Origin of the sequence: Nitrosospira multiformis (genome assembly GCF_900110185.1) — a bacterium.
Lineage (GTDB): Bacteria > Pseudomonadota > Gammaproteobacteria > Burkholderiales > Nitrosomonadaceae > Nitrosospira > Nitrosospira multiformis_A.
In genome coordinates this window covers 54,591-68,308 of record NZ_FOCT01000004.1, presented here as the reverse complement: position 1 = coordinate 68,308, position 13,718 = coordinate 54,591, and the positions used below count along the sequence as shown (strand labels likewise).

The window sequence follows — 13,718 nt, the reverse complement described above, 5'->3', positions numbered from 1 at the left end:
TATACTGAAAATAAACACGTGATCGGGAGCAGCCATGTATTTTGAAAATCGCGCGGCAGCAGCCAGGAAGCTTGCGGAAGCGCTTTCAGAATACCGCGGTAAAAATCCGCTGGTTCTGGCTATTCCCAGAGGCGCAGTGCCAATGGCCAAAATTATTGCCGATGAACTGGAAGGTGAACTGGACGTGGTGCTGGTGCGTAAAGTACGGGCACCAGGCAATCCCGAATTCGCGATTGGTTCCGTCGACGAAACCGGATGGGTTTATCTTACGAGTTACGCCAGCGATGTGGGCGCGGATGAGAAATACATCAAAGACGAAGTTTCCACACAACTGGAAACGATACGGCAGCGCCGCGCTCAATATACCCCGGTACGGCCGCCGATCGATCCCGCCGGACGAATAGTGATCGTAGTCGATGATGGGCTGGCTACCGGCTCGACCATGATAGCCGCATTGCATGCCCTTCGAGCGAAGAAACCGGGGGAATTGATCTGCGCGGTACCCGTGGCACCGCCCGATACGGTGGAAAAAGTGCGCAACAATGCTGACCGCGTAGTATGTCTTTCCAGTCCCATCAACTTCTACGCTGTAGCGCAGTTTTACATGGATTTTCCGCAGATAACGGATGAAGAGGTTATCGCCATCCTTGCAGCTGCCTGATCCTTCTCCCGGTACTGGCAGTTTCCAGGAAAATATGCGGGTAGCGGGTAGCGGGTAGCGGGTAGCGAGTAGTGGGATTGAGATGAAAATGGCTGACAAGCCCATCGACTATCTCTATCTCTTGGAGGCCGTCATGTGGGCAAATTCGACCAATATACCCTTGACGGCTTCGAATGCTGCCACCCATCGAAGGATGGTGCGTTTGTACCTCATACTTTCAAGAATTAATGCAGACTTTTCGTTTATTTCAATTCTCAATCCAGCGGAACATTCAGGCGCCTGAAGGATATTAGCAAAGCCAGATCATAGGCCATCTTCAAAGCTCCACAAGCAATTAGCGGCGCGCTCAGCAGCCCGCTGGCCAGCAAGGCACCGGTCAAGGTTGGGCTTGCGATCGAAGCAAGGCTTCGGGATACGGCGGTGAAGCTTGCCGCAGCAACGCGCTCTGCCGGGGTGACCACAGCCATTACATAGGCAGTACGTGTCGGCACATCCATCTGCGATAATGCGCTGCGTACAAACAGCAGAGCGAGCGCGGCCTCGAGATCTGGGGCGATTGCAGCAAAAATGAGACACACGCTAGCAGGGATGTGAGTGAAGACCATGGTGTTTAGCAGCCCGATTTTGCGTGCGATGGCCGGTGCAGCAAGCTGGGATCCGGCCGATAAGAGTCCGGTGCAGAAGAAGAATGTTCCGGCCTGTCCGAGCGACAGTCCAAACCGCTCAAAGAGCCAGAGCGTCAACAGTGAATTCCCCAGCAGCCCTCCGGCAAACGCATCAATGCTGAATAACATGGCAAGCTTAAACACAATGCCGCGTGAGGGACCCAACGGCTGCGGCAGGGGAGCCGCCTCGACCTCGACCGCCGGCAGAGTTCGATACAGCAGCCAGACTACCCCGCCGAGCAGGCCATACAGCAAGAACATTATGCGCAGGCCATCAATTAATGAAAGACCGGACCATGGCACAAGCCAGGAGGGGATGCCAGCAGCTAAAGCACCAACAGCGGCGCTCAGGGAGCCAATAAGCGAATAACGGGCGAACAGCGCGGTCCGTGCATTGCCGCGAGCTGCTTGTGCCAGGTGGGCATGCTCCAGTGGCAAAAACACGCTTACATCGCCCGAACCAGGATTAAGTGTTCCTACGAATGCGACAACAAACAGTGGCCAAAACGACGAGATGCTCGCAAGGCCAAGGCCGGTAACTGCCATTAACAAGGCGGCGGATAGCAGCAGTCGACGAGCTGTCCATCTGTAGCCAACTGTACCAATCCCCAGAATCGCCAAAGCTGACCCGGCTAACGTTGCTGTAGTTAAAAAGCCTACGTCCAGTTGATCAAATCCCAACGCCAGTAGATAAGCGGGCAAAAGCACAGCAACATAGCCATCGCCAAAAGCGCGCAATGCGCGACCTGCCAGTAACGGGAAAGCTGTTTCAGCTGCCTCCGCAGGGATAAGTAAACGGGCAAGTATCCTGCGCCCCGGGCCCGCTTTCACTGACTTGTTCCTCCATCTGTGATCCATCTACAAGGTGATGCCGGTTTGGTTATATCCGGGCGCCAGCGTGTACATCTAATTTTCCACGAGTTTTTTGTCGGAGCCCTTAAAAATGCTGTAACAGGCCGGTAGTATGGTGTGCGAACCGAATCTCATTAGTGGGGAGTCAACCATGTGTGAATACGCAGTGTATATCAGGACCAAGGAGGCTATATCGAGTGCATGAATAACATCATTTCGAACTTGCCTTACGATCCGCGAAAAAAGGCTCTTTATCCCCTTAGTGCACGAAGAAGAGCTTGTCGGTTTCCCTGAATCCGTAGTGCTCTGGAAAAACAGTATAGGGCCTACCCTAGGCATAGCACCCATTAACCCTCATTCTCGCTTTAAGAAAGAGCGGACAGCCTCCAGTAAGGTGGAGGGCCCTGGAGTAAGCTGCTCCTCTGGTTCTTTTCTTGAAACTCCCTAAGTATAAGTAGCACCCCGTCGCGCAGCCAAAGTAAAAGCCAGTTTGCCGCTCGTCCTACGTCACGATCATGATGAAAACATTCAGGCATTCACACCGGTCATCATCGCTCAAACCTACCTTTTGTCATAAAACGGTTACAAAAGGGTAATAAGTCCGTCATTTCTCTCCCGTATTCTTGCCCCGGTTTTTCGTAAGCATGAGCAATAAGGACTAAAACTGGAGCACAGCTTTGAAATATTTGAAACTTATGTTAGCAGCGGTCACTGTCATGGGAGCCGGCACATCATCCGGGGCTTTTGCGATTGATCTTTATGTTGATACCAAAACCAAGCATATATTTGCAGAGCCCGGACCTGACCGAGAACCCCTTGGTACCTATGAAAGAGTCCAAGGTACTCCATCAATAAATGCATTGCCCGCACCGGAGGTAGAGAGAGCTGATCAGCCAGCGCCCGGCGACAGAAATGCGAGAATAAAAGAAAAAGCGGAACGTGCGCAGCTCGTTGGCAAGGTTGAGTCCCTTGAGGAACGTTTCAAGGAAAGCGAAAAGCAACTCAAGCTGGATAAAAACGGCTTGCAATTTGAAACAGCAGACAAGAACTTCAAGTTCAAGATCGGTGGCCGGATTCATACGGATTACACGCACAGTAGTAATGATCATTTTTTTAGAGGCGGGGTTCCGGTTCAAGCCAATGATGGCGCAGAGCTGCGCCGGGGGCGACTGGAGTTTGCAGGCACTTTCTTTAAAGATTGGGATTTCAAGAGCCAGGTCGACTTCGCTGATAACCAAGTCGGCGTCAAGGACATGTTTATCTCATATAGAGGGCTGGATTTCGCAAAGGTCAACGTCGGCCATCAGAAACAGGCTTTCAGCCGCGAGTTACAGGAAAGCTCCAACGATCTCATGTTTATGGAAAGATCGTTAATGAATGTGCTCAACGCACCGCTCGTAGACCGCGCTATCGGTGTAAACCTGTCAAGTAGAGGTAAGAACTGGACCGGACAGGTCGGTCTTTTTGGGGAGTCAATCGACGCTAATAACGACAGTCTGGATGAAAGTTGGGGAACCAATTCGCGCATCACTTTTGCACCCCTTGACGAAAAGACAAGGATTGTCCATTTGGGTGTGGCAGGAAATTATCGCAGACCGAGTGGCAGCGGCCAGCTATTTGGCCCCTCAAATGGCGTGAGATTCAGGCACGAAACCTCGCATATAACCAACCTCTTTCCGATTGATTCGGGTGCCTTGGGAAATGTCGAGGACGTCAAGATGCTGGGGCTGGAGGCCAGCGGCGTCTATGGACCATTCAGCGCGGGAGGTGAGTATACCCATAGCTGGATTGGCCGTAGAAACGGCCTGGATTCACTGAACTTCCATGGATGGTACGGAGAAGCTGCGTGGACGCTCACGGGAGAATCGCGCCAGTACAAAGAAGGAAAGTTTCACAGAGTAGAACCGACCCGGAACTTCAGCTTTTCCAAGGGCGGATGGGGCGCATGGGAACTGGCAGCACGTATCGCCGGGGTAGACCTGAACGACGGCGCCTTCAGGGCAGGCGAGATGAAAAACTTTACTGCTGCCCTGAACTGGTACGTGAACAACAATCTTCGCTTCATGTTCAATTACGACAGGATATTGGAAATCAAGGATTCACCGCTCGTGACCGCAAGCGGGGGCAAGCCGGATGACCTGAACACTTTCATGTTCCGCAGTCAAATAGCCTTCTGATTCCGGTTCGCTTGAGGAAGTGGGTGAAATACAGACAGCGGCCCTAACAAAGAATGCAAAGAATGGCCGAATGACACTCAGGGGACACTCAGGGGACACTCAGGGGACACTCAGGGCGCCGGAGCTTCTTAACCTTGCTCCGTCTCCTGTTTTATGCTCAAGTCATCCCGTGTCATAACTAGCCTGCAAAAGGAAATAATAAAACCCTCTTTAGGAGAACAAAATGCTGAAATTGCTGCGTATTGAGATAGTAGTAGTATTGGGCGCACTGCTTGGAGCTGTCAGCGTCGTGCATGCTGAGCCAGTCATAAAAATTGACGGTTCCAGCACTGTTTTTCCCATTACCGAGGCGGTGGCGGAAGATTTTCAAATAGCCAAGAAGGGTGCCGCTAAAGTCACAGTTGGTATTTCAGGCACGGGAGGCGGCTTCAAGAAATTTTGCCGCGGTGAGATAGACATCGCCAACGCTTCGCGTCCTATCCTGAAAAAAGAAATGGACGCATGTAAAGCTGCCGGGGTGCAATACGTTGAAATGCCAGTGGCGTACGATGCATTGACGGTCGTGGCAAATCCTAGAAATGATTGGGTTAAAGTCATTACCGTTGCAGATTTGAAGAAGATTTGGGAACCCGATGCCCAAGGGAAAATAACCAGTTGGAAGCAGGTAAACTCGGCATGGCCGGATGAACCGATAAAACTTTACGGCCCGGGAGCAGATTCCGGCACCTTTGATTACTTTACGGAAGCCATTGTTGGAAAGGCCAAGTCGAGTCGGGGGGATTTCACCGCTTCCGAAGACGACAACGTGCTGGTACAGGGGGTAGCGAGCGATAAAAACGCACTCGGGTATTTTGGCTTCGCTTACTACAACGAAAATCAGAAAAAGCTTAGGGCGCTCGCTGTTGATGGAGGCAAAGGCGGTATTATTCCATCGGTTGAAACGGTGGAAGATGGAAGCTACCAACCATTGTCTCGCCCGATTTTCATTTACATCAGCATCAAGGCGACGGAAAAACCCGAGGTCAGGGAATTTCTTGAGTTCTATATGAAAAATGCATCGCCTCTGGTAAAGGAAGTCAAATACTTTCCGCTGCCGGCTCAAGCTTACACCACTAACCTGGAACACCTGAACAAGAAGAAGCTTGGCACAGTTTTTAACGGCCAGCCGGAGGTGGGGGTTCAGATCGAAGAATTGCTCAAGCGTGAGGCCAGTCTTTGACCTGCTGATTCTTTCTTGACAATATTTTCCATTCTAGAAGAAAAGGGCTGTCCTAACGCGAGCAAAGGGATAGCCCGTCAAACCAGCAGTAGCCCGAGCGAACTAGCCGGCGAGAGCGTCCTTCTCAATAAATCCACCAGCCACGTGCTTCATCCGCCCAAGATCAGCAGCACCTCATTACGGCGACAGGCAATCCAGAATAAGGTCGAATTGACTTTTTCATACTGAAACCTAAACTGAAAAACAACCATCAATAATCAAATCGCTGTCGTATACACCTGCCTGCAGCTTGCGGCAGCAGATGAAAGGTAAATGAAAGGAAAGACCGAGTTATAGCTATTCGTAACCCCAGCAAAACTTTCAGAGTACAAGACCATGATACGTTATCCAGTAGATGTTGACACCCGGGTCAGCCCCAATCTCTCGCTGCTTATCGACAGCCGTGTCAACGATCCGGATGCAGAACAGCCTGTTACGCTTGTCACGGTTCGGACTTTCATCGCCGGTCTGCTGCCTTCTGCATTGGATGAAGCTGAGCGACTGCACCATTTCGACATGGACGCCTCACTCCTTGACGAACTCGATGTATTGATCGAGGAATATGGAGGAGATGCGTTGGCCATTGATTTTGTGAGAAGCGATGCGAGCGAGGCACTTACACGGGCAATAGAAGCCGTAGTCGATGACGAAAATCGTGAAAATCCCCCTACGCTCGGCACAGTGCGAGACGCCATCACCGGTGGCCTGACTGCAAAACTGGTTGGCGACGGTGTTCTGGAGGATGATGAAGACGACACCTTGCTTGCGGAGATCGATGCGCTGATCAGGCGTCATGGCGTTGATGCGCTGGCGGAAGAATTTATCCGTTACGAATAGACGTTCGCTTCTCCTGTCCCGCCTACACCGCATGAAAATGGGGACAGAAACCATCTGTCCCCATTTTCATCGGTTAAATTGTCCGCAATTTCTAAGAAATTGCGATAATCTTCCTTCTATTCCAAATGACTACTCCAGGTTATTCTTGAAAATAGTCTGCCCTGATTTTTGATTTTGAATCTGCGAAGAGGAAAATGGGTCATATATAAATAGAACATGTATGATCCCAACTGGCGGATTCTGCCGTGAGGTTCCTTCGGTCAAACAAAAGGTTACAATAACGTTTTTGAATAGCATGGACGCGCCGTCCGCCGCGGCGTGGAGGAACCAGCCCTTGGGAAAATCTTCGACAGGACAACAGGTCGCGCTTGACCTGAAGCCGGCAATACTGGAGTTACGTCATATCGGCAAAGCCTACTCCAGCGCCGGGGATGGACGACAAGTGCTGACGGATCTGTCCTATACCTTGAGGGCGGGGGAATATGTGGCGATCATGGGTGAGTCCGGTGTCGGAAAATCGACGCTGCTGAATCTGATCGCTGGCCTGGATGTGCCCGATACAGGCGAGATACTGATTGACGGCATTACTCTGTCATCACTGGACGATGACGCTGCCACTCGCTTGCGGCGCAGGGAATTCGGCTTCGTTTTCCAGGCATTTCACGTCCTGCCCCACCTGACCCTGAGCCAGAACATAGCCCTGCCCCTGCTTCTGAATGGCATTCCTGCCGGAGGTACGGAACACATGCTGGATGCGGTCGGCCTGCCTGGCCGGGGCCATCATTTTCCCCGTCACCTGTCGGGGGGAGAATTACAGCGCGTCGCGATCGCCCGCGCCCTGATACATCGGCCGAAATTGATTCTCGCTGATGAACCCACAGGCAACCTGGACCCGGATACGGCGCACGATATCCTCATGCTCATGCGCCGGGAGATCAAGGCGAATGGCGCTTCCGGCATTATTGTCACCCATTCGCATGCCGCCGCAGCAACGGCAGATCGCGTTCTCGTGCTGACAAAGGATGGGCTGCATCCCTTTGTGGCGGAAAAGGCTGCGGACTTGCCGAAGCAAATAAAATGAGGTGGCGCAACAGGAGCATACTCGCTCGTTGGCTGCTATCGGGGGAATGGCAGGCTCACAGGCTTCAGTCAGGCGTCGCCGTGATCGCAATCGCGCTCGGGGTGGCGCTCGGGTTTGCCATCCACCTCATCAATACCGCCGCCTTCAACGAATTTTCCGCTGCCGCCCGCAGCCTTTCCGGCGAGTCGGATCTTGAAGTGCGTGGGCCGCAGGCCACAATCGACGAATCGATTTATCCACTGCTGGCAGAGCAAGAGGATGTCGAGCTGGCAAATCCCGTACTGGAACTCGACGTCGCCCTCCCCAACCATTCGAAGGAACGCAAAGACGCCACCCTGAAAATTCTCGGGCTGGATATTTTTCGTGCCTCGGTCATGGCGCCCGACCTGATCGGGATTCCGGCAGAAGACAAGCTGTTCGATGTCCTTGCGGATGACGCCATTTTCCTCTCTCCCGCCGCAATGGAATGGCTAGGGGTAAAGCAAGGCGACATCCTGAACCTGAGTGTAGGCACCCAGACAGTTGCACTGCGGGTTGCCGGGGGCTTGCGCAGGGCGCGGGCGGGACAGTGCATTGGGGTAATGGATATTGCCACGGCGCAATGGCGGTTTCATCGTCTCGGCCAGCTATCGCGCGTCGAGTTGAAACTGCTTCCCGGCACTGATAAAGCTGCATTCAAGGCGCAACTCGAGCAGGAACTGGAGCCCCAAAACCAGTACCTCGTTGCCGAACCCACCACCCGGGAAACCCGGGTGGCAAACATGTCGCGTGCCTATCGGGTGAACCTGAACGTGCTTGCGATGGTAGCGCTGTTTACCGGCACCTTTCTGGTATTCTCCACGCAGGCGCTATCCATTGTCCGGCGAAGACATCAGTTCGCCCTGTTGCGGGTGCTCGGCTTCACGCGCAAACAAATGCTGGGACAGGTCTTATGGGAGGGAGCCATTCTTGGCTTCGTCGGGTCGCTGCTCGGCCTTGCTCTCGGTTATGCCACAGCCACCAGCGCGCTGCATTATTTTAGCGGAGACCTCGGAGGGGGTTTTTTCCCTGGAATAAAACCTGTCATGCATTTCGACCCTATGGCCGCAATGGTCTTTTTCATTCTGGGGGTGGGCATTACCTTGCTTGGCAGTGCCGCTCCTGCCTGGGAAGCAGCCACGGCTCTTCCAGCGCCCGCATTGAAATCCGGAAGCGAAGATACGGCGCTCGCCAGACTGGGGAATCCGTGGCCGGGATTGCTTTTCCTTGCTTCGGGCATCCTGTTTACCCGATTGCCGCCAATTTTCGATTTGCCGATTTTCGGTTATCTTGCCGTAGCGCAACTGCTGACGGGCGGCATTATTCTCATGCCGCCCCTTTCTGCACTCATTTTCACTGTCGTATTCCGTATGGCGCAGCACGCGAGCCGCGCCCGGCCGGTGCTAACCACGGCATTGGCGCGGCTCGCCAATGCCCCCAATCAGGCCGCGATCGCCCTTGGCGGCATACTGGCAAGCTTTACCCTGATGGTCGCCATGGCGATCATGGTTGCAAGTTTTCGCGTATCGGTCGATGACTGGTTGAGGCATATCCTGCCTGCCGATCTGTATGTCGAAACCGCAGCGAGCGGAGATACGCGGGGCCTAACCCCGGATGAGATGAAAGCACTGGCGGAAACGCCGGGTCTCATGCGAGTGGACTTTTTCCGCTCCTCCAAACTGATGCTCGATCCAAGCCGCCCCAATATCACGCTGATCGCGCGTCCCATCGATATATCCGAGCCCGGCAATACGTTGCCGCTGACAGGCGAATCGATTCCGGTTGCCCAGCTTCCGAAAGGTGCAATTCCGATCTGGGTTTCCGAACCCATGGTGGATTTATACGGTTATACGCTCGGCAAGGACGTCACGCTACCCATCGCTATTCCCGCACGCACGTTTATCGTGGCAGGAGTATGGCGCGACTATGGGCGGCAATTCGGCGCGATACAGATGCGCTTGGCTGATTACCAGGCGCTGACGGACGACCGACTCGTGAATGATGCCGCACTTTGGCTGGAGCAAGGGGTGGCGCCGGAACAGGTAATCGAGTCGATGAGGCAGCTCCCGTTTGGCAATGCGCTGAAGTTTTCCGATCCGGGTCAGATACGCGCGCTGAGCCTGGATATTTTTGACCGCAGCTTTGCCGTAACCTATCTGCTTGAAGGTGTGGCAATAATCATTGGCCTGCTCGGTGTTGCGGCCAGCTTCTCGGCGCAGGCCTTGGGGCGCATCAAAGAATTTGGAATGCTGCGCCACATCGGCATGACACGGCGCCAGATACTCGGCATGCTGGCAATAGAAGGAGGTCTGCTGACAGCGCTCGGCGTTCTGCTCGGCTTTGTGCTTGGAGGATGTATCAGCCTGATCCTGGTTTTTATCGTGAACCCCCAATCGTTCCACTGGACCATGCAATTGAGTCTCCCCTGGGAGAGTCTCTTGAGCGTGGCGCTGACACTGATGTTTCTGGCTGCATTCACGGCAGTGGCATCGGGGCGCCATGCAGTTTCGGGCAATGCAGTACGCGCCGTAAGGGAGGACTGGTAATGCGAGCCGTAAAGCGTAATCCCGGATATTTCACCCGTTCCCGCAAACAAAGGTGGCACGATGCCGGATTCAAACGGCTGACTGGAACCGCTTTCCTTGTTGCAGCTTTGTTCCTTGCTTTCTTTACCACCGGTCGCGTTCTGGCGGAACGGCCACAACTATCACCGGTAGTTCGAAACGTGCCCCTTGTGTTCCCACGGGATTTCGGGGCGCATCCTGGTTTCAGAAATGAGTGGTGGTATGTAACCGGCTGGCTGGAAACACCCGAAAAAGAACCGCTTGGCTTCCAGATCACCTTTTTCCGTGTGGCGACCGAACACGATCGCGCCAACCCCAGCCGCTTTGCCCCCAGAGACCTCATCATTGCCCACGCCGCCTTGTCTGATCCGGCAGTGGGTAAACTTCTGCATGACCAGAAAAGTGCACGGGATGGTTTTGGCCTGGCATATACCACAGAGGACAACACGAACGTCAAACTGGGCGATTGGTTTATGGTGCGGGAGGAAAACGGGCGTTATCAGACTCGCATAAAAGCAGACCATTTCCGGCTCGATTTTTCGCTGACGCCCGCGCAATCCCCCATGCTGCAAGATCTCAACGGTTTTTCCAGAAAGGGGCCGCACCCTGAGCAGGCCAGCTATTACTACAGTGAGCCTCACCTGCAGGTAAGTGGGAAAGTAACGCGCGATGGCGAGGAAATCGCCGTGAAGGGCATCGCGTGGCTCGACCACGAGTGGTCTACCGCCTACCTCGATCCGAAAGCGGTGGGATGGGATTGGGTCGGCGCCAATCTAGACGACGGATCAGCCCTGATGGCGTTTCAGATCCGCGGCAAGGACGGCAGCAAGGTCTGGGCGTATGCCGGGATCCGGGAGCCGTCAGGGCACTTCACGCGCTTTGAACCGGATCAGGTAAGCTTTGAGCCGCAACGCACCTGGCATTCAACACGCACAAACACCACCTATCCAGTCAAAATACGAATCCAGACCGGCACTACCGTCTGGGTTCTCACACCCCTGATGGACGACCAGGAACTTGACTCGCGGCAATCCACCGGTGCAGTTTATTGGGAGGGCGCGGTGACCGTTACCCGCGACGGTGAACCCGCGGGGCGCGGCTATCTCGAACTGACCGGTTATATGGAACCGTTGAGTCTCTAAGCATTCAAAACAGGCTGGCCAGGAAGCCAATGCGGTTCAAGGCACTACCTACATATTCCGGCTCTTCCTGATCAAATCATAGGCAGCCTGCACTTCCTGAGATTTTGCGGTGGCCATTGCAATCATATCTTCCGGCATGCCCTGCCCCATCAGTTTATCGGGATGATACTGACTCATCAGCTTGCGATAGGCACGCTTGATTTCCTGGTCGCTGCTTTCCCGGGTCACCCCCAGCGCTTTATAGGCATCGTCAAGAGTGGTAGCCGAGGGAGGCTGACCCCCGGCAAAATGCGACTGACTCAGCACCATGTCCACTAGTTGGCGGAATGCAGATGAATCATAGCCAAGATAGCGCGCCACATCTCTTAACAGGTTCTCCTCGGCCGCGTCCATGTGTCCGTCCGCCACTGCCATGACGATAAGATAAACCAGAAGCATCTGCGCAAGGTTATGGGTGTGCCCGCAAACAATCATGAACTCATTCAGCTTGGGCACGTGATCAAAACCAGGCGCTGTGCCCTGTTTAAAAAGCGAGATGGCTCTCTGCCGATGCTCCGCCGACATTCCCAGCTTCTGCATGAAGTCTTCAACATGGTTAATCTCCTCCTGGGAAATATGCCCGTCTGCCTTGGCAAGTTTTCCCATGAGTATGAAAACGGTTTCGAGAAAAACCGTCTGCCGCTGGGCACTCGTAAACGGATTGATTGCACCTGCGCCGTAAGCACGGTAACGATCGATGAAGCTGCCGGCAATGTATCCGAGAAATGCGCCGAAAATGCCGAAGAAGTAAAACCCTAACAGGGTTAAAATTATTTTGAACAAGCGAGCTTCCTTTGACAGACATGAAAACGGCAAAAAAATGATTCGGTGCGCCGTTATTCTGAGGAAAGAGCAATGATGAATGAAATAATATCAGTAAATGCCTCTGCGCCATGCTGAACCTTTTTCCCTGTCGAACAGTACCACTCCGTTACAGCCGCCCCTTGGCAAAACAATGACGACAATGAGCACAACAACGGGGCAGCAAGACAAACCAGACGATGCTAGGCTGCGCTTTGCCATCCGCCAGTGAATGACGGAAAGTACCTGCCCTGAAAGTGACATAGGAGGAATCATGATCGAACTGCATTCCAGTCCAACCCCGAACGGCCAGAAAGTGATGATCATGCTGGAGGAAATCGGAATCGAATGGAAACACATCGACGTCGATATCAATGTAGGGGAGCAATTCCAGCCTGAACATCTGAAACTCAATCCCAATAACAAGATTCCCGCGATCGTGGATACGGAGGGGCCAGGGGGTGGTTCATACACAATGATGGAATCATGTGCGATCCTCCTTTATCTCGCGGAGAAAACAGGCAGATTCCTGCCTGTCGATGCCCGTAAGCGCTATGACACGCTGCAATGGCTGTTCTTCCAAGTTGCGCATATCGGCCCCATGTTCGGGCAGGCGAACCATTTCAATCGGCAGGCCAGAGATAACCAGTACGCGCGGGACAGGTACAACGATGAGTCGCTGCGCCTCTATCGAGTGCTGGAAAACCGGCTGGGTGAATCCGCGTGGCTCGGGTGCGATGAATATTCAATCGCCGATATCGCCACCTACCCCTGGTGTAAAGGGCATGCGGAGCGCGGCGTCGATGGAGAGACCTTCCCGAACTTCATACGCTGGTTTACTGCAATGGAGGCTCGTCCCGCAGTGCAGCGCAATAATGAAATGGCAGCCGAAATTCGGGCCCGAATGGAAAAGGCGGCAAAGAACAAGTCTGTTATTAATATGTACGACACCAGGGATAATGCCGAGCGCCTTGCCCGGGCGACATCGCGCAAGAACAAGGCATGAGAAAATTTTTTCTGGGGCTGCACAATTTGCGGCCCTGATGCTTGCCCCTTTCAGGGCAAGCAGTTCAAACAGACCAGGCGACGGCTACTGGCAATTTTTGTTGTTATAGATAGTCGTAAGCGCACTCCTCCTGTCACTGACCAACCGGGTTGCCTCCCCGGCATCGTAATAGGTATAGGCCAAGCCCGGAAGCCACAAAAGAGCCGCTGCAACATTGGTTCCAGTAACTCCTTTCTTTGAATCTATGTCAGCTTGTGCTTTGTCAAGCCTCGCAAGTTCCCCCTTGATTGCATTGCAGGACAGGTTCGGGTCACCGGGCTGCACCACTTGTACTTTTTCCGAGGTCGCGCAACCGACCAATAAACTACCCGCGGCAATGGTGACAAGCGCCGCGCTTCTCAAAGAGAACAGCATTTATTTCCTCCAATCAACCGCCAACCGTGCATAACCGAAGCCGGGGCGGATCCGGCCACGCGCAAAAAATCAGTAGTCCATGGTTCAGGTAAAGAAATCTTTCTACTGCCAAGGGCAGGAGGAATTATAAAGAAATAACTCTAACTCAGCATTTATTGCGTGATTTTCGATACATGAAACAGCAGAAGAATATTCTGTTCGAA

General features: G+C 53.4%; 11 protein-coding genes. 8 read left to right on the top strand and 3 right to left on the bottom strand.

What is annotated here, in order from left to right; translation table 11 throughout:
* Positions 1 to 34 precede the first annotated feature (34 nt).
* Positions 35 to 661, top strand: a complete 627-nt coding sequence (locus BMY01_RS05945) for a phosphoribosyltransferase (protein ID WP_074745280.1) — start codon at positions 35 to 37, stop codon at positions 659 to 661.
* Between the two features lie 254 nt (positions 662 to 915).
* On the opposite strand, the gene BMY01_RS05940 is transcribed toward BMY01_RS05945, so the two are convergent.
* Positions 916 to 2,157 carry an MFS transporter gene (locus tag BMY01_RS05940; protein WP_254772624.1) on the bottom strand — a complete coding sequence of 414 codons (1,242 nt, stop codon included), beginning with the start codon at positions 2,155 to 2,157 and terminating at the stop codon, positions 916 to 918.
* Positions 2,158 to 2,873: 716 nt separating this feature from the next.
* Here BMY01_RS05940 and BMY01_RS05935 point away from each other — a divergent pair.
* The 6 genes from BMY01_RS05935 (at position 2,874) to BMY01_RS05910 (ending at position 11,255) form a co-directional block, all read left to right on the top strand.
* A complete protein-coding gene (locus tag BMY01_RS05935) occupies positions 2,874 to 4,355 on the top strand; it encodes an OprO/OprP family phosphate-selective porin (RefSeq protein WP_254772640.1) in 1,482 nt (493 codons plus the stop codon).
* 223 nt (positions 4,356 to 4,578) lie between these two features.
* Entirely contained in the window at positions 4,579 to 5,574 is a 996-nt protein-coding gene (locus BMY01_RS05930) for a PstS family phosphate ABC transporter substrate-binding protein (RefSeq protein WP_074745274.1), read from the top strand.
* Between the two features lie 375 nt (positions 5,575 to 5,949).
* Positions 5,950 to 6,450, top strand: a complete 501-nt coding sequence (locus BMY01_RS05925; protein ID WP_074745272.1) for a hypothetical protein — start codon at positions 5,950 to 5,952, stop codon at positions 6,448 to 6,450.
* A gap of 385 nt (positions 6,451 to 6,835) precedes the next feature.
* Positions 6,836 to 7,531, top strand: coding sequence for an ABC transporter ATP-binding protein (locus BMY01_RS05920; protein ID WP_074745571.1), 696 nt, complete (start codon positions 6,836 to 6,838; stop codon positions 7,529 to 7,531).
* Positions 7,528 to 10,095 (top strand): FtsX-like permease family protein, encoded by a 2,568-nt coding sequence (locus BMY01_RS05915; protein ID WP_074745270.1) that lies wholly within the window; start codon positions 7,528 to 7,530, stop codon positions 10,093 to 10,095. The genes BMY01_RS05920 and BMY01_RS05915 overlap by 4 nt, the downstream gene beginning before the upstream one ends.
* Entirely contained in the window at positions 10,095 to 11,255 is a 1,161-nt protein-coding gene (locus BMY01_RS05910) for a lipocalin-like domain-containing protein (RefSeq protein WP_074745268.1), read from the top strand. The genes BMY01_RS05915 and BMY01_RS05910 overlap by 1 nt, the downstream gene beginning before the upstream one ends.
* 48 nt (positions 11,256 to 11,303) lie before the next feature.
* Here the strand turns inward: BMY01_RS05910 and djlA are convergent, their stop codons facing one another.
* Positions 11,304 to 12,077 carry a co-chaperone DjlA gene (gene djlA / locus BMY01_RS05905; protein ID WP_074745266.1) on the bottom strand — a complete coding sequence of 258 codons (774 nt, stop codon included), beginning with the start codon at positions 12,075 to 12,077 and terminating at the stop codon, positions 11,304 to 11,306.
* Between the two features lie 292 nt (positions 12,078 to 12,369).
* Between djlA and BMY01_RS05900 the strand changes: the two genes are divergently transcribed.
* Positions 12,370 to 13,101, top strand: a complete 732-nt coding sequence (locus BMY01_RS05900) for a glutathione S-transferase family protein (protein WP_074745264.1) — start codon at positions 12,370 to 12,372, stop codon at positions 13,099 to 13,101.
* Between the two features lie 84 nt (positions 13,102 to 13,185).
* Here the strand turns inward: BMY01_RS05900 and BMY01_RS05895 are convergent, their stop codons facing one another.
* Entirely contained in the window at positions 13,186 to 13,515 is a 330-nt protein-coding gene (locus tag BMY01_RS05895) for a hypothetical protein (RefSeq protein ID WP_074745262.1), read from the bottom strand.
* Positions 13,516 to 13,718: the final 203 nt, after the last annotated feature.